This is a genomic window from Halovivax ruber XH-70 (assembly GCF_000328525.1).
Classification (GTDB): Archaea; Halobacteriota; Halobacteria; order Halobacteriales; family Natrialbaceae; genus Halovivax; species Halovivax ruber.
The window spans coordinates 2,628,479-2,650,576 of the sequence record NC_019964.1; the positions used below are offsets into that span (position 1 = coordinate 2,628,479).

A 22,098-nucleotide genomic window follows, 5' to 3' on the forward strand; every position below is an offset into this window, starting at 1 on the left:
GCAACTTCGACCACCACGCATTGGACGGAGTTACCGACGAGAGAGCCCACCTCACGCCCCAGTTTTCACTTTCACTTTCGGGCGATCGTTTAACCCCAGCCAGGTCGTACATTCAGGTATGAGTCAGGCCTCACTCACCGACGACGACCTGTTCGGCGAGGCGGCGAACGAGATGCGCGAGGACGTCGAATCCTCGCTCGCCGACGCCCGCGACGCCCTGCCGGACGCCGAATCGATCTGGGAGACCGACGCCGACAACGTCCTCGGCGCCCTGAACGGGTTGAAGTCCGCACTCGAGACGGGCGACGCCGAGGAGCACCTGCGTGACGCCAAGAAGTGGTACACGATGGGCGAGCGCGCCGACGCGTTCGACGACGCCGAGGACCTCGCCGACGAGATCGAGACGCTCGAATCGACGATCGGCGATATCGAACAGGCCGGCGACCAGGTCGGCGACCTCACACAGACGATCCCGGGACTGCGAAGTACCCTCCAATCCGCCGACGACGAAGACGAGGAGTGAGTTCCGACGGGAGGCCCAGCCACTAGTGTGTCGGTGAGGGGGTATCGAATTCGCGGGTGTCGACGGCAGTAAGGAGGCGGGCGAGCGACTCGGCTGCCAGTTCTCGCAGTTCCTCGCCACGGTCGGCGTCGCCGTCGGTCGGATCGCCGACGACGCCGTTCTCGGTAAACTCGGCCGAATCGTGGGCCAGGTTCGTGTGACTTACCCACTCGCCCCAGCCGTCCGCAGCACCGTCACGGGCCGACGCCACCCTGTCCTCGCGGACGAGGTCGGGTTCGATCGCCCTGAGGAGCGACGTTTCGAGCGGGCCCGCGTGGCCCATCTCGGCCGAATGCTCGCCGACGGCCTCGAACCAGGTGAACGCGACGGCGTAGGCGTCGTCGTGACGGCTGATCTCGGCGGTGACTTCGTTTAGGGCGTCGACGTTTCCGCCGTGCCCGTTGACCACGACGACGCGATCGAACCCGTGGTGGGCGAGGCTCCGGACGCAGTCGCGGACGGCGTCGCGGAACGTATCGGGTTCGAGCCAGAGTGTCCCGGCGAAGTGACGATGCTCTTCGGCGATCCCGACGGGGAGCGCCGGGGCGACCGCGACCTCGCCGTCGAACGCCTCGACGCCGGCCTCGGCGACAGCGGCCGCCGCCAGCGTGTCCGTCCCGAGCGGGGCGTGGGGCCCGTGCTGTTCCGTGCTGCCGACGGGGAGGACGGCCAGGTCGGTGTCCAGATCGGCCGCCTCCGGCCACGTGGCACGTTCGAGGTCCATGTCCGCTCTCACGGATGGTCGGGTCTTGTAAGCACCGTCTCTGCCCGCGTCCCAGGCAGCGGGGCAACCTCGTGTAGAGTGACCTCGGCGATGCACACGCGCTGGCAGGGCGAAGGGGTTTCCGGCGGTCTCCCAACGGACCGGGTATGAGTGACGAAAATCGCGAACAGGGTGTCGAACTCGGCGAGCTCGGGACGAAACTCGAGGAACACGATTATCCCGCGAGCCAGGACGAACTGCTGGAGGCTTACGGTGAGGAAGAAGTGAAGATGGACGAGGAGACGACGACGTTCCAGGAACTGCTCGAACCGTTCAACGAGGATGGCTACGAATCGGCGGCCGAGGTCGAACAGGCGATCGTGACGATGGTCGGCGACGAGGCGATCGGACGCAAGAACTACAGCGACCGGACGCCGCCTGCGCCGGGCGAAGATCGTCAGGACGAGGGCGCGCCGGGGCAGGACGGCCAGCGAGAACAGGAGTCGTTCTAATCACCCGACGAGTGTGAGGAAGATCGATCCGACACCGACGATGACGGCAGGGACCATCGCCGTGTCCAGCGACACGTCGTGTGTTTCTGAGACGCCGTAAGAGAGGATGTAGACGCTCCAGGCGGTGGTAACGAGCAGACACGCAATGGGGACCAGCTCTGTCGATGCCTGGGTAGCGAGTTCGTTTGCCCGGTTCGAAAGGCGGGCGGGATCGGACCCGTCCAGGTCGAGAGCGCTTATTCTGTTCCAGCTGTAGACTACCTGCGGAACGAGAAAAAGGAGTTCAGGAGCGTAGGCCCAGCCTGCCACGCCGAGTGCATCGCCAAAACTGCCGCCGTTCGACGAACTGCCGCTCCCGAAGTGCATGATAGCTGCGACGACGAGCCAGGCGATGAGAAACCCGATAGCCACGAAGAAGAGGAGCGATGGAACGAGCGAATTGAGCACGCGTTCTTGTTCGGGAGAAAGCCCACTGATCTGATCGAACACGTGTTGAATGACGACGAACGCGACGACGAGACTGGCGAACGCGTACACGAGGAACACGGAGACACCAGTGCCAAACGGTTGGGAGTTGGCCGAGAAGTACGCTTTCGGATTACGAAGGGGAGTACGTGGAGCCATAGGCCACCTGATTTTTCAATGAATATTTGCATTTTGTAATTCGTCCATATTTTAAGAAGATCAACGGATCTGGGTCGGTCGAAAAGCGAGAGAAGCCACTATCAGCCGAACCGGCAACTGGACGTAACACTCCGGAGAGCCGTGTAGCAGGAAGCAAAATCGGTTCGAACGGCAGTACCGCGACAGATCAGCCGAACCGAGGGAGCGCGTAGCGATCAGTCGTCTTGCTGCGACTCCGTTCGAGCGGTCCGGCGCTGGGCGCGCTCGATGAACTCCTGGGGGAGTTCGTCGATCTCACCGGCCTGGACGCCCCAGAGGTGCGCGTAGAGGCCGCCGTTGTCGAGGAGGTCGTCGTGAGTGCCACGTTCGACGATCTGTCCACCCTCGAGGACGACGATGGTGTCGGCGTCTTTGATCGTCGAGAGGCGGTGGGCGATGGCGAACGTGGTCCGGTCGGCGGCGAGTTTGTCGATCGAACGCTGGATCAGCATCTCCGTCTCGGTGTCGACGTCGCTCGTCGCCTCGTCGAGGATGAGGATCTCCGGATCTTTGAGGATCGCCCGCGCGATGGAGATGCGCTGGCGCTGGCCGCCCGAGAGCTTGACGCCGCGTTCGCCGACCTCGGTGTCGTAGCCCTCCGGCAGGTTCTCGATGAAGTCGTGGGCTTCGGCCATCTTCGCGGCCTCGATTACCTCGTCGCGGGTCGCGTCGAAGGTCCCGTACTTGATATTCTCCTCGACGGAGCCGTAGAACAGGAACGAGTCCTGGCTGACGTAGCCCGTCCGCTCCCGCAAGCTCCGGAGGGTGACGTCCCGGAGGTCCTGGCCGTCGATCCGGATCTCGCCATCGTCGATGTCGTACATCCGCAGCAGGAGCTTCAGGATCGTGGACTTGCCGGCACCGGTCGGGCCGACCAGCGCGAGGGTTTCGCCGCCCTCGACGTCGAAGTCGACGTCCTCGACGATCGTCTCGTCGCCGTAGCCGAACGAAACGTGATCGTACTCGACGTGTCCCTCGGTAACCTCAAGTTCCGTCGCGCCGGGGTTCTCCTCGACGCGGCTCGGTTCGTCCATCAACCCGAACATCCGCGCGGAGGACGCACGAGCACGCTGGTACATGTTGATGATCTGCCCGAACTGGGCCATGGGCCAGATGAAGCGCTGCGTGTAGAGGACGAAGACGACGAAGTTCCCCTCGGTCAGCGTGCCGGTGAACGGCCCCGGCGCCGTGCCGTTGAACACCCACAGGCCACCGACGAGGAACGTGATGACGAAGCCGACGCCGGCGATGACCCGGAGACCGGGGAAGAACTTGATCCGGGTTTCGATCGCGTCCCAGTTCGCGTCGAAGTAGCCCATCGAGACGTCGTCGACGCGATCCGACTCGTAGTCCTCCGTCGTGCTTGACTTGATGACCTGGATACCGCCCAGGTTGTTCTCCAGCCGGGAATTGACTTTCCCGACGGTCGAGCGGACCTTGGCGTACTTCGGCTGGATGATCTTGACGAACGCGTACGTGAACGCGGCGATCAGCGGCACCGGGAGCAGCGCGACGAGCGCCAGTTGCCAGTTGATCCACAGCAGCAAGCCGCCGATTCCGAGGACCATCACCGACATCCGGAACAGGGAGTTCATCCCGTCGTTGAGGAATCGCTCGAGCCGATTGACGTCGTTCGAGAGAATGGACATCATCTCCCCCGTCTGCTTGTCGGAGAAGAAGTCCATGTTCAGCCGCTGCATCTTGTCGTAGGTGTCCGTCCGGACGTCGTGCTGGATGTTCTGTGCGAAGGAGTTGAACCCCCAGTTTCGCACCCAGTGGAAGATCGCCCCCAGGCCGAACGCACCGATCAGGACGGCGATCGTAAACCAGAACTGACCCTCTTGCGTCCCTGGCAACAGGCCGTCGGGGAGAACAACCAATGGAATCTGTTCGGAGAATGACGCGGCGCCGCCATCACGAAAGATCGAGTCGATGGCGATGCCGAGCATCAGCGGCGGCAACAGGTCGAGCAACCGAGCAAAGATACTCGCGAAGATCCCGACCAACGCCTGAAACCTGTATCGAGACCCGTACTCGCGGAACAGCCGCTTCATCGGGTTCTCGATCTTGTCCCGTTGTTCCTCGAAAGGGTCATCTTCTTCCCATTCTACACTCATTACACCGCCGTGCGAGAGCACGCCCAATAAATATTCCCTTCGAATCGAAATACTCCGGTATCGGCCGGCCCACTCTCGACAGATCGTCGGACCGACGCTCGCACACGACGGACGCAAACGCGCCGACAGCCGGCGACGGAACGCCGCTGCTGGCCTGCAACTGTCCCGTTCCACCTGGCACAGAAGGTAACAGTTATTCGAACGCGTCACCACCGGTTGATTACGGGCTCGTGGTCTAGCTGGTTATGACGTGGCCTTTACAAGGCCGAGGTCGGTGGTTCGAATCCGCCCGAGCCCACTCCTGCCGGCGCGAACAATTGGTGAGCGCCGGCTGCGTGACGTGAGGACGGATTCGAATAAGACGCCACCGAGCGTAGCGAGGTGACGGCGTGGTTCGAATCCGCCCGAGCCCATAATTCTGCCGCGAGCAATCCGCAAGCGGCAGAACTCTGATTCGAGGGCGATTCGAATGAGACGGCACCGAGCGGAGCGAGGTGACGGCGTCGTTCGAATCCGCCCGAGTTCGTGCTGCGTACGTCGCGTTCGACGGCAAAGGTTGGGCCGACCCCCTAGGTTTATGATGGCAGATACGCTCGGTGAGAGCGCAATGACGACACCAGAGGGCGCCTCTGTCACCCGGCAGGGGAGTCGAGTTCTTCGACGGTACTGAAGCGGCTACTGTAGCCAACGCAGACGACGTACAGATTTTCGATACGACGCTTCGTGACGGTGAGCAGGCAGCACGCGTCTCGTTCACGTACGACGATAAACGCGAGATAGCGGCGGTGCTCGACGAGATGGGTACGCACGTCATCGAGGCGGGGTTCCCGGTGAACTCCGGGGCCGAGTTCGAGGCGGTCCGCGACATCGCCGAGGCGAGTGATGCGACCGTGGCCGGCCTCGCTCGGATCGTCGACGAAGACGTCGAGGCGGCACTCGACGCGGGCGTGGATATGGTCCACGTGTTCGCGTCGACCTCGGACGTCCAGCTCGCCGATTCGATGCACGCGACGCGAGAGGACGTCAAACGCCGATCGGTTGCCGCAGTCGAGCGCGTCGCGGCGGCCGGTGTCGAGTGCATGTTCTCACCGATGGACGCGACGCGGACGGAGCCGGCGTTCCTGGCCGAAATGGTCGCGGCCACCTCGGCGGCGGGCGCCGACTGGATCAACGTCCCCGACACCGTCGGCGTCTGCACACCCGCGCGAATGCGAGACCTCGTCGCGTTCGTCGACGACCACGCCGACGCGAGGATCGACGTGCACTGTCACGACGACTTCGGCCTGGCGACGGCGAACGCGGTCGCCGGCATCGAAGCCGGCGCGAGTCAGGCGCAGGTCTCGATCAACGGCATCGGCGAGCGCGCGGGTAACGCTGCCGCCGAGGAGGTCGTGATGGCGATCGAGTCGGTCTACGGGATCGACACCGGTGTCGACACCACGCGATTCGTCGAGCTCTCTTCGCTCGTCGAGGAGCGAAGCGACGTCCACGTCCCCCGGAACAAGCCGGTCGTCGGCGAGAACGCGTTCAGTCACGAGAGCGGCATCCACGCCGCGGGCGTGATCGAGAACGCGGCGACCTTCGAGCCCGGCGTGATGACCCCGGAGATGGTCGGCGCCGAACGAGCGTTCGTCCTGGGCAAACACACGGGGACCCACAGCGTCCGCAAGCACCTGCGAGAGGCCGGATACGATCCGACTGACGAGCAGGTGCGCGAGGTGGTCGATCGGGTCAAATCGTACGGCGCAACCGAGGGCGACGTCCCCCAGGACGTCGTCGAGCGGTTCGCTCGCGAGGTGGACGCCGACCGACGACGCGTTCACGAGGGACCCATCTGATGGCCGTCCGGAGACGGGTGATCGCCACCCACCACCAGCCGGCCGCTCCACAGTCGGCACGACGTCGCCGGTCGGTCGACGCGGCACACCATCGACGATCGTTGCACCCGAGCGGTGACTGTCCGCGGTCGGTGGACACCGACAACGTGAGTTGTGGCGATCGTTGCAGGCGCCGACAGATATATAAAATCAGCCGTCGACTCAGCGGGTACAGTGCGACCGAACGCTCCCGCTCACGGCTTCGCTGCGGTCACGGGAGCTGTCGCTGCAATTCTCGGTGGTTCGATTATTGTAGGGGCCTAGTCCCCTACACACCCCTCTTCCCCGACCGGACGTATCGTCGACCGTCAGCCAGCCGTCTGGCACCTCGCTCGCACCGACCAGTGCCGACGAGGCTCGCGTTCGAATTGTCCTGCAGCAGCGACTGACAGTATGCCCACATGACCGACACGAAGACGACGTATCGAGAACACACAGACGACACAGCAGATCGAGGCACAGCACCAGGCTCGTCGCCGGACGCAACGACAACCGGAGACGAGACAACTACCGAACTGGGCGAACCCGCAACTGACGACACCGCGGACGAAACGGGGGATGCCACGACCGGCGCTGACGCCGTCGCCCGCGCACTCGAAGCGAGCGGCGTCGAGTTGGCCTTCGGCATACAGGGCGGGGCGATCATGCCGGTGTACGACGCACTCGCAGGGTCGTCGGTCCGGCACGTGACGATGGCCCACGAGCAAGCGGCCGCCCACGCAGCCGACGCGTACGGCCTCGTCGCGGGGAAACCGGGCGTCTGCCTGGCGACCTCGGGACCGGGCGCGACCAACCTCGTCACCGGCATCGCCGACGCGGACATGGATTCCGACGCGATGGTCGCCCTGACGGGACAGGTCCCGACCGACCTCGTCGGCAACGACGCGTTCCAGGAGACCGACACGATCGGCGTCACCCGACCGATCACGAAGTACAACGCGTTCGCGACCGACGCGACGACGGTCGGTTCGACCGTCGAGGAGGCCTACACGAGGGCGCAATCCGGTCGACACGGTCCGACGCTGGTCGACCTGCCGAAGGACGTTACGCTCGATGAAGCGGCTGAATCGGGCCGTGGAGCCGACGAGCGCGCATCGGCCACGGAGACCGGATCAGGGGCAGAGGAGGAAGCCGATTCACGACCCCAGGCAGCTCCGTCGGCCGTCGACGAAGCGGCGCGCGCGATCGAGTCGGCCGACCGCCCGGTGTGCCTGTTCGGCGGTGGTGTCGTCGCGGCGGATGCGAGCGACGTCGCGACGGCGTTCGCGCGCGCGAACGGGATTCCGGTGACGACGACGATGCCAGGCCTGGGTTCGTTCCCGGAGGACGACGACCTGTCGCTATCGTTCGCCGGCATGCACGGCACCGGCTACGCGAACATGGCGATCACGCACACCGACTGCCTGATCGCCGTGGGGACCCGGTTCGACGACCGGCTGACCGGCGGGATCGACACGTTCGCGCCCGAGGCCGAGGTGATCCACGTCGACATCGATCCGGCCGAGATCAGCAAGAACGTCCACGCCGATTATCCGCTGATCGGCGACGCGGGCGCCGTCATCGAACAGTTATCGGCGGCGGTCGAGTCGCCGCCGGCGGCTGCCGATTGGCGTACGCAGTGTGCGGAGTGGACGGAGACGTATCCGCTGACCTACGCCACGACCGACGACGGGCCGTTGAAACCGCAGTTCGTCGTGGAGGCGTTCGATGCGGCGACGGCCGACGACACGATCGTGACCACCGGCGTCGGCCAGCACCAGATGTGGGCCGCCCAGTTCTGGACGTTCGCCGAGCCGCGCACCTGGGTCTCGTCGCACGGACTCGGTGCGATGGGGTACGGACTTCCGGCGGCCATCGGGGCGCGACTCGCCGCGGACGAAGCGGGTGGGAACGACCGTACCGTCGTCTGTTTCGAGGGCGACGGCTCGTTCCTCATGACGATGCAGGAGCTGTCCGTCGCCGTGCGCGAGCAGCTGGACATCACGGTCGTGGTGCTCAACAACGAGCACATCGGCATGGTTCGCCAGTGGCAGGACGCCTTCTTCGAGGGACGGCGGATGGCCTCGGAGTACGACTGGGTGCCGGCGTTCGATACGCTCGCCGAGGCCTTCGGTGCACGCGGCTTCCGCGTCGACGATCCCGCCGAGGTGGCCGACACCGTCGAAGCGGCGCTCGACGACGACGGCCCCGCCGTGATCGACTGCCACGTCGACCCGGAAGCAAACGTGCTGCCGATGGTGCCGAGCGGCGGCGCGAACGGCCAATTCGCGCTCTCGGAGGAGCACCTATGAGCGACGAGGGTGCCCAACCTCGAAGCGACGGGCACGAGCGGAACGACGGACCCCCCGGCCCGGCCCCGTCGGACCGACCGCATCCCGAATCGCGCCGAACCACGGACGGGATTCGAATCGACCCGGTCGTCGAAGCCGAACACGATCGGCGACGAGCGGTCGTCTCCGCCCTAGTCGAACACGAACCGGGCGTGCTCGCGCGGGTGTCCGGCCTGGTCTCGCGCCGACAGTTCAACATCGAGAGCCTGACCGTCGGGCCGACGACCGTCGCGGGCCACGCCCGGATCACGATGGTCGTCGAGGAGACCGATCCCGGGGTCGACCAGCTCAAAAAACAGCTCCGGAAGCTCCCCGTCGTCATCGCCGCGGGCGAAATAGCCGGGGAGACCGTCTCTCGCGAGCTGGTCCTCGTCAAGGTCCGCGGCGACGAGCCCGAACGGGTCCACGCGATCACCGAGATGTACGACGGCGAGACGATCGCCGCCGACCCGCAGACGATCACCGTCGAACTCACCGGCGACGAGTCGCGAGTCGACGCCGCGATCGACGCCTACCGGCAGTTCGGCATCGTCGAGATCGCCCGCACGGGTCAGACCGCGCTCGCCCGCGGCGACGTGCCGACGACGCCCGGCGAAGCGCCCGCCCCGGGGTGCGAGGCCGCCCGGCGGGAGGCCTCGGATCAAGCGAGCAGAGACACTGCGAGCGGTGAGAGACAAAGCGAGGGAAACGGACCGACCGACGCGGGCGGAGACAGCCCGAGAACCGCGACGACGGAACGGACAGGCCGAACGGAGAAACACGGACAGCCACCGGCTGAGTGAGAGCATGACGAGAACACACCCACAACACGACACGACAACGACACACGCCACAGACAGCGGACGAACCAACCACGAACAGACGGTCGAGCGAATGGCCGAACGACGGGCCGAGCGGACGACCGTCACCGTGACTGGGAGAACGGCTGGCGAAACGGATCCAGACGACAGAACTGCCACCGACGAGGCAGTCGAGGCCTCGACCGAACGGACGAAGCGATGTCTCACCGACGGCGGGACGGACGTCGCCGACGAGTCGCCGTCGTTCGACGCGACGGTCTACTACGAGCGTGACGCCGACCGCCACGCCCTCGACGACGAGACAGTGGCCGTCCTGGGCTACGGCTCGCAGGGCCACGCACACGCCCAGAATTTAGCAGAGAGCGGCGTCGACGTCGTCGTCGGCCTCCGAGCGGATAGTTCCTCCTGGACGGCTGCGGAGGAAGACGGGCTGCGGGTCGCGACACCGGACGAGGCCGCGGCCCAGGCGTCGGTCGTGAGCGTCCTGCTCCCAGATACGGTCCAGCCCGCCGTCTACGAGGAAGCGATCGAGCCGACCCTCGAGCCCGGTGACACGCTGCAGTTCGCCCACGGGTTCAACGTTCACTACAACCAGATCCAGCCGCCCGAGGGTGTGGACGTAACGATGATCGCACCGAAGTCGCCGGGCCACCTCGTTCGGCGCAATTACGAGAACGGGCAGGGGACGCCCGGTCTGCTCGCGATCTACCAGGACGCCACCGGCGAGGCCCGCGAGCAAGCGCTGGCGTACGCCGACGCGCTCGGCTGTACGCGTGCCGGCGTCGTCGAGACGACGTTCCGCGAGGAGACCGAGACCGACCTCTTCGGCGAGCAGGCCGTCCTCTGTGGCGGCGTCACCGAACTCGTCAAGGCCGGCTTCGAGACGCTCGTCGACGCGGGGTACGCTCCCGAGATGGCCTACTTCGAGTGCCTGAACGAACTCAAGCTCATCGTCGACCTGCTGTACGAGGGTGGCCACATGGAGATGTGGAACTCCGTCTCCGATACCGCCGAGTATGGCGGCCTCACCCGCGGCGAGAGCGTCGTCGACCGCGAGGGGATGGATGAAATCCTGCAGAACGTCCAGAACGGCGAGTTCGCCCGCGAGTGGATCAGCGAAAATCAGGCGAACCGTCCGGCGTACACCCAGTACCGTCGAGCCGAGGAGACCCACGAGATCGAGCGCGTCGGCGCCGAGTTGCGGACGTTGTTCGCGTGGGACGAGGACGCGGAGGGCGAGCGATGAGCGACGATCGTCGGCGAGCACACGTCGAGTCCACCGCCGGAGCTGGTGGGCCGATCGATCACCGAACAGACCGGACCCGACGAGCACCGACGACGCACCGACCGATTCCGAACCGAACCCAGCACACCCAACCGACAGCATGACCGAACACGACACCGAACCCAGCCGAACGCGATCGCACCGAGACGAACACGCAGACCCGACCGATGCCGAAACCCGACCGGATACCGCGTCGGGGGCGGATGGGACCACCGACGGAAGGCACCCCCGACGCGTGAAAGACAGGGACCACACCTCGCCGGTCGAGGGCCCGGAACGAACGTTCGATCGCTACCACGAGGGGCGCTCGGCGCAAACGGACGGCGGCCGACGGCCGAACGACGAAGCGGACGGCGACGCGTCGGAGGCACCCGCGACCGACGATGACGCCCCGCGACGACGAGTGAAGGACAGAGACCACACGTCACCGGTCGACGGTCACGTCCGGACATTCGGCCGTGGCAGCGAAACCACCGATCGGTCGAAATGAGCGAGGGAACGCTCTACGACGCGGTCTGGGACGCCCACCGGGTGCGGACCCTCCCGACCGGGCAGGACCAGCTGTTCGTGGGCCTGCACCTGGTCCACGAGGTCACGAGCCCCCAGGCGTTCGGAATGATAGACGAGCGCGGCTACGAAGTGGCCTACCCCTCGCTCACGCACGCGACGGTCGATCACATCGTCCCGACGGCCGACCAGTCGCGACCGTTCGCGGACGACGCGGCCGAAGCGATGATGCAAGCGCTCGAGTCGAACGTCGCCGACGCCGGGATCGAGTTTTCGAGCCCGGAGACGGGCCGACAGGGCATCGTCCACGTCGTCGGCCCGGAACAGGGGCTGACCCAGCCCGGAACGACGATCGTCTGCGGCGACTCCCACACGGCAACCCACGGCGCGTTCGGCGCGCTCGCCTTCGGTATCGGCACCTCGCAGATCCGCGACGTGCTCGCGACCGGCTGCGTGGCGATGGCAAAACAGCGGGTGCGCAAGATCGAGCTCACGGGCGACCTCGACCCGGGCGTCACCGCCAAGGACGCCATCCTGGCGATCATCCGCGAGCTGGGAACCGACGGTGGCGTCGGCTACGTCTACGAGTACGCGGGCGACGCCGTCGAGTCGATGGGCATGGAGGGACGAATGACCCTCTGCAACATGTCGATCGAAGGCGGCGCCCGCGCGGGCTACGTCAACCCGGACGAGACCACCTACGAGTGGCTGGCGGAGACCCCCGAATTCACGGACGATCCGGACCGACTCGAGTCGTTGAAGCCCTACTGGGAGTCGATCCGTTCCGATCCCGACGCGACGTACGACGACGTCGTCCAGCTCGACGCCTCGGCGCTCGACCCGATGGTCACCTGGGGAACGACCCCGGGACAGGGCGTCGGCATCACCGAGCCGATCCCCGACCCGGCCGAGTTGCCCGACGACGAACAGGACGTCGCCCGGGAGGCCCAGGACCACATGGACGTTACGCCCGGCGAGACGATGGTCGGTTACGAAATCGACGTCGCCTTCCTCGGCTCCTGTACGAACGCCCGCCTGGCCGACCTGCGGGCCGCAGCCGACGTCGTGTCGGGCCGCGAGGTCCACCCGGACGTCCGCGCGATGGTCGTCCCCGGCAGTCAGCGGGTCAAGGCCGCCGCGGAACGCGAAGACCTCGACGACGTCTTCCGCGAGGCCGGCTTCGACTGGCGCGGCGCCGGCTGTTCGATGTGTCTGGGGATGAACGACGACCAGCTCGTCGGCGACGAAGTCTGTGCCTCCTCGTCGAATCGCAACTTCGTCGGCCGCCAGGGCAGTCCGGACGGGCGAACGGTCCTGATGAGCCCGCAGATGGTCGCCGCGGCGGCTGTAACTGGAACAGTGACTGACGTCCGTACGCTTCCGGAGGTGGTCGCATGAACGAAGCGAAGCGAGTTCATGCGATTACGCCAGAGCTCGCTCTGGAGGTGGTTGTATGAACGATTCTGACGGCGCCACGACCGGCCCGGAACCGGTCGAGCGCGTCCGCGGGACCGGGGTCCCGATCCGCGGCAACGAGATCGATACCGACCAGATCCTGCCGGCGCGCTTCCTGAAGGCGGTTACGTTCGAGGGTCTGGGCCAGTTCGCCTTCTTCGATCAGCGGTTTGATGAAGAGGACGAACCGCTCGAGCACCCGTTCAACGACGATCGGTTCGAGGGTGCGTCGGTCCTGGTCGTGAATTCGAACTTCGGCTGTGGCTCCTCGCGTGAACACGCCCCGCAGGCGCTCATGCGCTGGGGGATCGACGCCATCGTCGGCGAGAGCTTCGCCGAGATCTTCGCGGGCAACTGCCTCGGCCTGGGCATCCCGACGGTGACGGCCGGTCACGAGGAGATCGCGGCGCTGCAAGCGTGGGTCGAGACCAACCCCGACGACCCGGTCACGGTCTCCGTCGCGGACGAAGCCGTCACCTACGGTGAGACGACCCTCGACGTCACGGTGGACGAGGCCCAGCGGCGTGCGCTCGTCGACGGCAACTGGGACACGACGGCGCTGATGCGGCAGCATCCCGAAACCGTTCACGAGACGGCCGCATCGCTCCCCTACGCCGACCTCGAGGCCGGCGACGGTGTCGGTCGAACGGTCGACGCCGGGGTGACGAGCGATGAGTGACGCAACGCGCGCCGGCGGGGACGTCTCCGGCGGGAACGGTGGAACCGACGACGAGACGATCGTCGTGATCCCGGGCGACGGCATCGGCCAGGAAGTCGTGCCGGCCGCGGTCGAAGTTCTCGAATCCCTCGACGCCGGGTTCGACCTCGTGACGTACGAGGCAGGCGACCACGTCGCGGCCGAGCGGGGGACGCCGCTGCCCGCGGAGACCCGCGCGGCCGTCGAGACAGCGGACGCGACGCTGTTCGGCGCGGCGGGCGAAAGTGCCGCGGACGTGATCCTCCCGCTTCGACGTGCCGTCGACTCGTTCGTCAACGTCCGCCCAGCACGAGCGTATCCGGGGGTCGACGCCCTCCGGCCCGAGACGGACCTGGTCTTCCTCCGCGAGAACACCGAGGGCGTCTACGCCGGCCTGGGACGGCGGCTCACCGACGACGTGGCGACGGGAACGCGACTCACAACCCGCTCCGCGTCGGAACGGCTCGCCGAGTTCGCCTGTCGCTATCTCGCAGACGCCGCGGCCGACTCGTTCACCGTCGTCCACAAGGCGAACGTGATGGGCGAGACGGACGGGCTGTTTCGCGAGTCGGTCTTCGATGTCGCGGCCGACCACGGCGTCGAACCCGACGAGGCGCTCATGGACGCCTTCGCGACGCGCGTCTGTCTCGACCCCACCCAGTTCGACATCGTCGTCTGTCCGAACCTCGCTGGCGACGTACTCTCCGATCTGGCAGCCGGGCTCGTCGGTGGTCTCGGCCTCCTTCCCTCCGCAAATCTGGGGCCCGAACGCGGGCTGTTCGAACCCGTCCACGGAACGGCACCGGACATCGCCGGACAGGGCCTCTCGAACCCGAGCGCGACGATCCTGTCGGCCGCGATGCTTCTGGAATTCCTCGGGTACGACGAGGACGCGCGGGCGGTTCGCCGGGCCGTCGAGTCCGTGCTCGAATCGGGCCCGCGGACGCCCGACCTCGGCAGCGACGCGACGACGAGCGACGTCACCGCGACGATTATCGAGCGGATGTCGACCGATGAAGCACCGTAGACGGAAGCCGATCGAACCAACCAAAGTGACCCACTAATGACACAGAAACACGACGATATCAGCGACGACGGCCTGCGAACCGCCAAATCAACATCGTTACCGAGTTCCGACGTCACCGAGGGGGCCGATCGTGCGCCCCACCGGGCGATGTTCTACGCGATGGAGTACGACGAGGAGGACCTCGCCTCGCCGATGATCGGGATCGCGAACCCGGCCGCCGACGTCACGCCCTGTAACGTCCACCTGGACGAACTCGCCGAGGCGGCGTGGACCGGCGTCGATGACGCAGGCGGCATGCCGATCGAGTTCGGGACGATCACCATCTCCGACGCGATCTCGATGGGGACGGAGGGGATGAAGGCCTCGCTCGTCTCCCGCGAGGTGATCGCGGATTCGGTCGAGCTGGTGGCCTTCGGCGAGCGACTCGACGGACTGGTGACGCTCGCCGGCTGCGACAAGAACCTCCCAGGCATGATGATGGCGGCGATCCGAACCGACCTCCCGACCGTCTTCTGCTACGGCGGCACCATCCTCCCCGGCGAGTTCCACGGCGACGACGTCACCATTCAGGACGTCTTCGAGGGCGTCGGCGCCCACGCCGAGGGTGACCTCTCGCGCGAGGAACTCGACGAACTCGAACACGCCGCCTGCCCTGGCCCCGGGTCCTGCGCCGGCATGTACACCGCGAACACGATGGCCTCGATGAGCGAAGCGCTCGGGCTCGCTCCCCTGGGCTCCGCGACCGCACCCGCCGTTACGGACGAACGCGCCGAGATCGTCGCCGAGGCGGGCGCACTCGCACTCGAAGCGGTCGAGGCAGATCGGCGCCCCTCCGACATCCTCACCCGGGAGTCGTTCGAGAACGCCATCACGCTCGACGTCGCGATCGGTGGGTCGACGAACTCCGTCCTCCACCTCCTCGCGCTCGCGGCGGAGGCCGGTATCGACCTCGCGATCGAGGACTTCGACGAAATCTCCCGGCGGACGCCCCACATCGTCGACGTCCGCCCGGGCGGCACGCACGTGATGGCCGACCTCCACCAGCAGGGCGGCATTCCGGTCGTCCTCCGACGACTCTTGGACGCCGACTTGCTCCACGGCGACGCGATGACCGTGACCGGCCGAACGATCGAGGACGAACTCGACGCGCTGTCGCTGCCGGCCGACGACGACGTCGACCCGGCGGTCGTCCGGCCGATCGAGGACCCCATTCACGAGGAGGGCGCCCTCGTCATCCTCACCGGCAACCTCGCCCCCGACGGCTCGGTGTTGAAAGTGACTGGCGACGACGAGCTCTACCACCAGGGCCCGGCCCGCGTCTTCGAGCGTGAAGAGGACGCCATGGAGTGGGTCCAGTCGGGCGGGATCGAATCGGGCGACGTCGTCGTCATCCGGAACGAAGGGCCCCGCGGCGGTCCCGGCATGCGCGAGATGCTCGGCGTCACGGCAGCCGTCGTCGGCCAGGGCCACGAGGACGACGTCGCGCTGCTGACCGACGGTCGCTTCTCCGGCGCGACGCGCGGGCCGATGATCGGCCACGTCGCCCCGGAGGCGGCCGACGGCGGCCCGATCGCCGCCGTCGAAGACGGCGACATCGTGACGGTCGACATCCCGAATCGCGAACTCTCCGTCGCGCTCGACGACGCTGAACTCGAATCCAGACTGGACGCGAGAGACGAGCCCGAACCCGCGTACACGTCGGGTGTCCTCGCGAAGTACGGCCAGGCGTTCGGATCGGCGGCGACCGGCGCTGTGACGAATCCGGCGGCGAAACGCGACGACGACCGATAAGGCAGCCACTGCGTGGGGCCACGACGGATCGATCACTCCTCCTCGTCGTCCGACTCCGTGTTTCGAACGTGAATCCGGAGGCGATCGGCGATTTCGATCGTCGCGAGCGTACCGCCGAAGTAGACGAGCAGCAGGATGCCGGTACCGACGAAGACGACGGTCGGCTGGGCGTTCTTCAACACGACGAACGCGCCGAACGCGAGCGTCAGCACGGCAAACAATCGCGCGTCGGTTCTCGTGGGATCGTCGGAAGGCATGGGTCTGTAGGTCGCAGGGAGGCAGGTTGGTGCAATGGAGTCGGTGCAGGTGGTATCAGGTCGTGTGAGGTTCGCTGTGTGGGTGACGGCGAGGGGCGGTTGTGGGTGAACGTGCTATCGCGACCATGACCGGACGGGTGATCCTGTAGCCGCGGCGAGGCGGTAGTTTGACGGGAGTAGTATCACGTGATTGTGCTTTTCTACGTGTTTTCACATCTACGTGATTTCGCGTTATCTCCGCGCATGCACGCGTGGACCGTTTCCACACTCCAACACAGTGGGTCGGCGGTAATGAGTGGCACCGACGCCCTTCCAGTACTGCCCGGATCGGCAGTAGTGGCGTAATCAGTCCGTAGCGAAGCAACGCAGGCCTACAAGAGTTTCCAATACCCATTTCCGAAGCTGCAGACAGAGTGGATCGTTCGAAGACGACGAGTCGAATACTGACAGTCCGCGGCGGGCAGCGCCACTCGAAGCGGCGTCAGTGCGTCAACCGAGAGACGTTCTCCCGGATCGAGCGGAAGAATCCGTCCCCGGAGTGCGAATCGAGTGCACGCTGAAGCGTCGAGTTCTCGGGCTCGTCACGGATGACGACTTCGAGATAGGGTTCGAGCTGTTCGTAGTTCTCCGCGAGGATGACCGAGTGGTCGTTGGTATCGTGGTCGACGACGCCTGCCTCGGCGAGTTTCGGCACGTGACACTGGACCGACGAGACGTACACACTCTTGTAATCGTTCTTTGCCACTTCGTCGGGTGGGACGTCGTGTTCCCAGCCCGCGACGGTTTCGGCCAGACGGGACAGTTCGATGGGATCCGTTCGCCCCCTGAGTGCGTAGAGAAGATACCGGCGACGGCGGTTTGCCAGTAACTCGAGGATAGTATCCGCCGTCAGTGTGCCGGAATCCGCTTCTTCGGTAAGCGGTGCCATAACAATGTCTTACCCACTCGCGGGCAAAAGTGTGTCTTGAATATCAGCGAGGAAAATACACGTGATTCGGATACTCTCGACGGGTCACTGAACACGATCTCGATCGTACCCACCGCGTACCACCGACCCCCTTCGCCGACGCCATTCGAAATCCTTTTTTGTGCTATCGACGGAGAACAGTACAGGCCGCCTTAGCTCAGACTGGGAGAGCACTCGACTGAAGATCGAGCTGTCCCCGGTTCAAATCCGGGAGGCGGCATACTTTTGCGGCGAGCAACACCGCGAGCCGCAAATATGTGATCCGACCGGATTTGATCTATACCGGAAAGGCGCAGCGAACCGAGCATTTACGGACGTAGTTCACAATCCGGGAGGCGGCATTTCTATTGCGGATAGACGGGGAATCGGGTCTGAGAGCGGCAGATCACCTGAAACAGCCGATCGAATTTGTATGAGACGAGCTGGGTGCAGGGGTTCAAATTGGGATGCGGCCGGTTCGTATGAGAGACTGCCGCTCAAAGCGGAGTTCAGTTGACGGGCTCTCACAAGAATACGTCAGGGGGCGAAGTCGAGAGAGAGAGAGGCGTGTTGCGCTGCAGGAAAACGGCTATTCGTCTGCGAGTGCGTCGTAAACGTCCCGGTGTTCGTCACGTCCTTTTTTCGCTAGCGACCGAAGAATATCTCGGCGAGCGTCGTGCAGTATCGCTTCCGGCGGTTCTTCGCCGTGTTCCTCTACGTATCGCTCACGAAAGTCCGCTAGCAGCGTCTCGAGTAGATTCTCCTTGCCGTTAAAAGCGGCTTCGTCAGCTGCCATTCTCCTGTGTGCCTTTGTCCTCGTCGATGTTAACGGTTCCGTCGTATATCGTTGTGAGTCCCCACCCCTCCCGAACACGGGCCTCGTCGTAGTCGTCGGGTAGATACTCATCAGGGTCAACATCCAGATACTGAATGAGTGCGGCGACGAGAAGAACACCGAGAGCGGTCCAGGGGTCGATGTCCTCTTCAATATCGATTGGCGTCGCCTGATCGGACAAATAGAGAGGGCCGATAGAACGATCGATCAGCGATTCTCTTACGGAAAGTAATTTGAGCATCGAACGGATGTCCTCTCCGTAACTTAGTTCGTATCCGTTGACGAGATAGAAGAGTTCGGTGGTATTGAGGGCAGTCCGCTTGTTACCGTCGACGAACCAGTGATTCGACGCAAGTAACCGCATCAGGTGAAACGCCTTTTCGTGGATCGTATTCGGGACCTCGCCGAAGTGACCGTGTTTGACGTAATTGATCGCAAATTCGATTCGGTCCGGGTTGGTTACGCCAGGGCTAGCCTCACCGTCTTCGGAGACAATGTCTTCATGAAGCAGCAGGATATCGTCGACTGACGGATACCACAATTCATCTTCGTTATTGTCCGTCGACATCAGGTAGTGGGAAGTATGGGAGAAGGTTGCGTAAGTACTCCGGTATTGCCCGTACTCTACAGTTCAAATCCGGGATGCACCACTTCCGTTTCTACCCGGTGAGCGGAGCGGCCGCGTGAGAGTTCGGTGTGCTATCTGGCGCGGCGAGTACCGAAATCGAGGGCCTGAGCAGCGCGAATCAAGAGCGCTCCCAACTGGATCGGCACACGGGCGGTCACCATGGAACTCGGAGCCCGACCGAGTGAGAGTCGTCGACGATGTCGTATCCGTGCGCCGCGTATAACCGATCGACCGTCGATCCCAAGAGCATCATCATGAGCAGGGACAGTGCATGAACGTCGGTTCGCTCGACCGTCAACGTGACCCGCGTTCCGGTTTCGACTGATTCGACCGAAGCGCGTGCCGTGACGATCGAGCGCTTGTCCCGTGAGATCGTCAGTACGATCGTCTCGTCCGGTCGCTCCGTCGCGACCAGCCGATACTGTTTCGACGTGAGGCCGAGCGGCCCGTTGCGCCGGAAGTGGACCGCTCCGGCGTCAGAGTCTGTCTCGATCTGGGCGGCATCCGTGAGCCACAGCGACGTCAGTGGGTTCGCGACCGACGAGAGCTCGTCACAAACCGTCGCGACTGACTCGTCGGTTCGTGCTCGCATGTTTCCTATCAGCGTGAACAGCGGGGCGTGAATCAGCAGATGTCCAGCCAGGGCGACAGCGGTCGCGGTCGGGAACCCAAACAATCGAAGGAGACCGAGAAAGGCGATGATCAGCAGCGCAAGATAGGCATACAGGAATCGATTGAACGAGCGCATCGCATCGGCCGTCGCAGTTGCAGACTCCGTGTCGACGTCGCCCGTCATCGCACTGACGTTCTCGAAACGCTACTAAATAGGTTCGGTCTGTTGATGAGTGGGAAATCCTCGAGAGGGGCTCTGTTGCAAACCGCGACCAAAGTGAGTCTGAAACTGCCCTCACCGGATTTGAACTATACCGAGTTTCTGTGACCGAAGCGAACACCCCGGACTGTCTCGGCGGAGTACAGATTACGGACACTGCACAGGAAGGGAACAGAGGTATTTCCGTTCTCGACCTGCATACCCTATGAGACTGGGCCATGTGACCGTGCTGGAAGACTTCGGAACGCGCTCGCTGTTAATTCACGGCATCATGGTGGTAGTCTTCGCCAACGCGATTCTGGTGGGGCTTCTCGTCGAGGGGTTCGTCGGTGTCGGCACGTTCGTCGCCTTGCTCAGCTTCACTGCTGGGTTGTGGATCGCTCATTCGATCAATTCGCTCGGGAATGCCGTTAGCGAGGATGGATACGAGGGAATTCTGAACGAACTCGTTCCGTCTGACGGTTCCGGGGTCGATTTCGGCCTTGGTCGGTTCGGTCGCCTGCTTGCACTCATCGCATCGGTAACTGCGATCGCGCTTCTCACCTCCGCACAGGTGTTGTCCGGACCGCTCGTCGCCATCGTTGTCGTGGCTATCGGCGCCGTTGCGGTGGTGACCGCCATTGTCGGGTTCCTCATTGCGCTCGGACACTCGTACGACGCTTCCCAAGATCGAACGATGGCAGCGATCGAACGGAACCAATCTGCGTCAGACACCGACGAGGAGACGGTAAGCGATAGGTAGGACGGGGCAGCCAACAGCTCCTTTCACCCGTAGGGACAAATCGAGGTGGCGTGTTCTCCAATCAGAACCCGGCAAACGGCACTTCTCGCGACGCGTCAAACGGCGAGCGGCGAAGTCCGCCTGCCGTCTATTCCCCCAGCAGCTGTCGCTGCAGACTGTGTTCGGCCCTCAGCGTCACACTGCGGGGACGATGCGAAAGAGCCCACCGTCCTCGGAGCCGGTTCCGAGAACGTACACCTCGCCCCGGTCGTCCCGACCGAACGAGAGGATACGGGTGAGTTTCCCCGCGTCGTCGAGTTCGATGGCGGCAGTCGACCACAGTTCGTCATCGTTGTCCGACGGCGTGGCGACGAACAGTCGTCCATCCGGGATGAAATCGCCGAAGACGTAGCGCTCGTGCAGGTCCGGGAGTGCCGACCCGCGGTAGACGTACCCGCCCATGACCGAGACGCCGCTCACCGAGCCACCCTCGTGTGGGTACTCGATGATCGGATCGACGAGCGGTTCGCCACCCCGCACGTGGTCGGGCGTCTCGTCCGGACAGTCCTCGGCCTTGAAACAATGCGTGCCTTCCTTCACGTTCCAGCCGTAGTTACCGCCGTTTTCGACGAGGTTCACTTCCTCGTAGCTGCTCTGGCCGACGTCTGCGACGTACAGGTCGTCGCCGTCGAACGAGAGGCGCCAGGGATTTCGGAACCCCCACGCGAAGTGTTCGTCCAGGCCGTCCCGACCGACGAGCGGATTGTCGTCCGGAATGGCGTACCCCCGTCCGTCCTGGCCACCTCGTCCGTCGTCCGCAGCGTTCCGGTTCCCGGACGAGGGTTCGTCGACGTCCAGCCGCAGGATGCTGCCGAGGAGGTTCTCGGTCACGTCCTGGCCGTTGCCGCCGCCCCCGGGCCCGTGCCAGCCCTCCTCGGGGGCGGCACCGCTGTCACCGACAGAGACGTAGAGAAAGCCGTCGGGTCCGAACGCGAGGTCCCCACCGTTGTGGAGATCACGTGGTTCCGGAATTTCGAGGATCCGCCGTTCGGTGTCACGCGGCGCTCGCGTTCCGTCCGCGGTCACCTCGAACTCGGCCAGGACGAACGTGTGACTGTAGTCCGCCGGCATCCCCTCGCGGAGCGGACCGCTGTAGCGGACGAACAGCCGCCGATTGTCGGCAAAGTTCGGATGCACGGCCATGCCGAGCAGTCCCTTCTCCCCCTCCGGTTCGACCGTCTCGCGGAGATCGAGCACAGGGTCGTCCTGCAGGCCGTCCGATCCGTGGCGGAGGATGCGGCCGTCGCGTTCCGCGACGTACCGGGACGCTGCATCGGGAACGAACGAAACGGCGAGCGGCGCGTCCAGTCCGTCGACGACCGTCTCGAGACCGACCGCCTCGGGAACGGATTCGACCTCGGTCGGGACGGCATCCGAGTCCGTGGTGTCGAGAGAAAACTCCCCTGCACAGCCGGCGAGTCCTGTCGCGGCACCGACGGCGGCACACGTCAGGAACCGCCGGCGACCAGTGTGTGGCACCATAGCACAGTCGT

Annotated in this window: 20 protein-coding genes, 2 tRNA genes and 1 pseudogene; 14 read left to right on the top strand and 9 right to left on the bottom strand. The window is 64.8% G+C overall.

Annotation, left to right across the window (positions count from 1 at the left end; translation table 11 throughout):
• Window positions 1–118 precede the first annotated feature (118 nt).
• Window positions 119–523 carry a DUF5790 family protein gene (locus HALRU_RS12640; RefSeq protein ID WP_015301782.1) on the top strand — a complete coding sequence of 135 codons (405 nt, stop codon included), beginning with the start codon at window positions 119–121 and terminating at the stop codon, window positions 521–523.
• 22 nt (window positions 524–545) lie between these two features.
• Here the strand turns inward: HALRU_RS12640 and HALRU_RS12645 are convergent, their stop codons facing one another.
• Window positions 546–1,286, bottom strand: coding sequence for a creatininase family protein (locus HALRU_RS12645; RefSeq protein ID WP_015301783.1), 741 nt, complete (start codon window positions 1,284–1,286; stop codon window positions 546–548).
• Between the two features lie 146 nt (window positions 1,287–1,432).
• On the opposite strand from HALRU_RS12645, the gene HALRU_RS12650 reads away from it, so the two are divergent.
• Complete coding sequence (locus HALRU_RS12650) at window positions 1,433–1,777, top strand: DUF5789 family protein (RefSeq protein ID WP_015301784.1); 345 nt, start codon at window positions 1,433–1,435, stop codon at window positions 1,775–1,777.
• On the opposite strand, the gene HALRU_RS12655 is transcribed toward HALRU_RS12650, so the two are convergent.
• Complete coding sequence (locus HALRU_RS12655; protein WP_015301785.1) at window positions 1,778–2,401, bottom strand: YIP1 family protein; 624 nt, start codon at window positions 2,399–2,401, stop codon at window positions 1,778–1,780.
• A gap of 215 nt (window positions 2,402–2,616) precedes the next feature.
• On the bottom strand, window positions 2,617–4,557 hold the full coding sequence (locus tag HALRU_RS12660; RefSeq protein WP_015301786.1) for an ABC transporter ATP-binding protein: 1,941 nt from the start codon (window positions 4,555–4,557) through the stop codon (window positions 2,617–2,619).
• A gap of 224 nt (window positions 4,558–4,781) precedes the next feature.
• Between HALRU_RS12660 and HALRU_RS12665 the strand changes: the two genes are divergently transcribed.
• From HALRU_RS12665 to ilvD, 10 genes and pseudogenes are all read left to right on the top strand, one after another.
• Window positions 4,782–4,855, top strand: a tRNA-Val gene (locus HALRU_RS12665).
• Window positions 4,856–5,186: 331 nt separating this feature from the next.
• Window positions 5,187–6,395, top strand: a complete 1,209-nt coding sequence (locus HALRU_RS12670) for a LeuA family protein (RefSeq protein ID WP_148680532.1) — start codon at window positions 5,187–5,189, stop codon at window positions 6,393–6,395.
• A gap of 440 nt (window positions 6,396–6,835) precedes the next feature.
• Window positions 6,836–8,725 carry a biosynthetic-type acetolactate synthase large subunit gene (ilvB, locus tag HALRU_RS12675; RefSeq protein ID WP_015301787.1) on the top strand — a complete coding sequence of 630 codons (1,890 nt, stop codon included), beginning with the start codon at window positions 6,836–6,838 and terminating at the stop codon, window positions 8,723–8,725.
• Window positions 8,722–9,381, top strand: a pseudogene (gene ilvN / locus HALRU_RS12680) (acetolactate synthase small subunit); the annotation flags it as partial. The gene ilvB and the pseudogene ilvN, both read left to right, overlap by 4 nt.
• Before the next feature lie 169 nt (window positions 9,382–9,550).
• Window positions 9,551–10,810 (top strand): ketol-acid reductoisomerase, encoded by a 1,260-nt coding sequence (ilvC, locus tag HALRU_RS12685; protein WP_015301789.1) that lies wholly within the window; start codon window positions 9,551–9,553, stop codon window positions 10,808–10,810.
• A 139-nt stretch (window positions 10,811–10,949) separates the two neighbouring features.
• Window positions 10,950–11,339: a hypothetical protein gene (locus HALRU_RS12690; protein ID WP_015301790.1), complete on the top strand. Its 390-nt coding sequence runs from the start codon at window positions 10,950–10,952 to the stop codon at window positions 11,337–11,339.
• A complete protein-coding gene (gene leuC / locus HALRU_RS12695) occupies window positions 11,336–12,754 on the top strand; it encodes a 3-isopropylmalate dehydratase large subunit (RefSeq protein WP_015301791.1) in 1,419 nt (472 codons plus the stop codon). The genes HALRU_RS12690 and leuC overlap by 4 nt, the downstream gene beginning before the upstream one ends.
• Before the next feature lie 55 nt (window positions 12,755–12,809).
• Window positions 12,810–13,490, top strand: a complete 681-nt coding sequence (gene leuD / locus HALRU_RS12700) for a 3-isopropylmalate dehydratase small subunit (RefSeq protein WP_015301792.1) — start codon at window positions 12,810–12,812, stop codon at window positions 13,488–13,490.
• Window positions 13,483–14,535: an isocitrate/isopropylmalate dehydrogenase family protein gene (locus HALRU_RS12705; protein WP_015301793.1), complete on the top strand. Its 1,053-nt coding sequence runs from the start codon at window positions 13,483–13,485 to the stop codon at window positions 14,533–14,535. Before leuD ends, HALRU_RS12705 begins: the two co-directional genes overlap by 8 nt.
• Before the next feature lie 36 nt (window positions 14,536–14,571).
• Entirely contained in the window at window positions 14,572–16,326 is a 1,755-nt protein-coding gene (gene ilvD / locus HALRU_RS12710) for a dihydroxy-acid dehydratase (protein WP_015301794.1), read from the top strand.
• A gap of 32 nt (window positions 16,327–16,358) precedes the next feature.
• Here ilvD and HALRU_RS12715 read toward each other — a convergent pair whose 3' ends face one another.
• Both HALRU_RS12715 and HALRU_RS12720 read right to left on the bottom strand, forming a co-directional pair.
• On the bottom strand, window positions 16,359–16,583 hold the full coding sequence (locus HALRU_RS12715; protein WP_015301795.1) for a hypothetical protein: 225 nt from the start codon (window positions 16,581–16,583) through the stop codon (window positions 16,359–16,361).
• Window positions 16,584–17,064: 481 nt separating this feature from the next.
• Window positions 17,065–17,511, bottom strand: coding sequence for a DUF7344 domain-containing protein (locus HALRU_RS12720; protein ID WP_007702473.1), 447 nt, complete (start codon window positions 17,509–17,511; stop codon window positions 17,065–17,067).
• A 185-nt stretch (window positions 17,512–17,696) separates the two neighbouring features.
• On the opposite strand from HALRU_RS12720, the gene HALRU_RS12725 reads away from it, so the two are divergent.
• Window positions 17,697–17,770 (top strand) — tRNA-Phe (locus HALRU_RS12725).
• A gap of 348 nt (window positions 17,771–18,118) precedes the next feature.
• Here HALRU_RS12725 and HALRU_RS12730 read toward each other — a convergent pair.
• The 3 genes from HALRU_RS12730 to HALRU_RS12740 form a co-directional block, all read right to left on the bottom strand.
• Entirely contained in the window at window positions 18,119–18,325 is a 207-nt protein-coding gene (locus HALRU_RS12730) for a hypothetical protein (protein WP_007702471.1), read from the bottom strand.
• Window positions 18,315–18,932, bottom strand: a complete 618-nt coding sequence (locus HALRU_RS12735; protein WP_015301796.1) for a type II toxin-antitoxin system death-on-curing family toxin — start codon at window positions 18,930–18,932, stop codon at window positions 18,315–18,317. The genes HALRU_RS12730 and HALRU_RS12735 overlap by 11 nt, the downstream gene beginning before the upstream one ends.
• Before the next feature lie 214 nt (window positions 18,933–19,146).
• Window positions 19,147–19,788: a hypothetical protein gene (locus tag HALRU_RS12740; RefSeq protein ID WP_015301797.1), complete on the bottom strand. Its 642-nt coding sequence runs from the start codon at window positions 19,786–19,788 to the stop codon at window positions 19,147–19,149.
• A 241-nt stretch (window positions 19,789–20,029) separates the two neighbouring features.
• On the opposite strand from HALRU_RS12740, the gene HALRU_RS12745 reads away from it, so the two are divergent.
• A complete protein-coding gene (locus HALRU_RS12745; RefSeq protein WP_015301798.1) occupies window positions 20,030–20,566 on the top strand; it encodes a hypothetical protein in 537 nt (178 codons plus the stop codon).
• Between the two features lie 174 nt (window positions 20,567–20,740).
• On the opposite strand, the gene HALRU_RS12750 is transcribed toward HALRU_RS12745, so the two are convergent.
• Entirely contained in the window at window positions 20,741–22,087 is a 1,347-nt protein-coding gene (locus HALRU_RS12750) for a PQQ-dependent sugar dehydrogenase (protein WP_015301799.1), read from the bottom strand.
• Window positions 22,088–22,098: the final 11 nt, after the last annotated feature.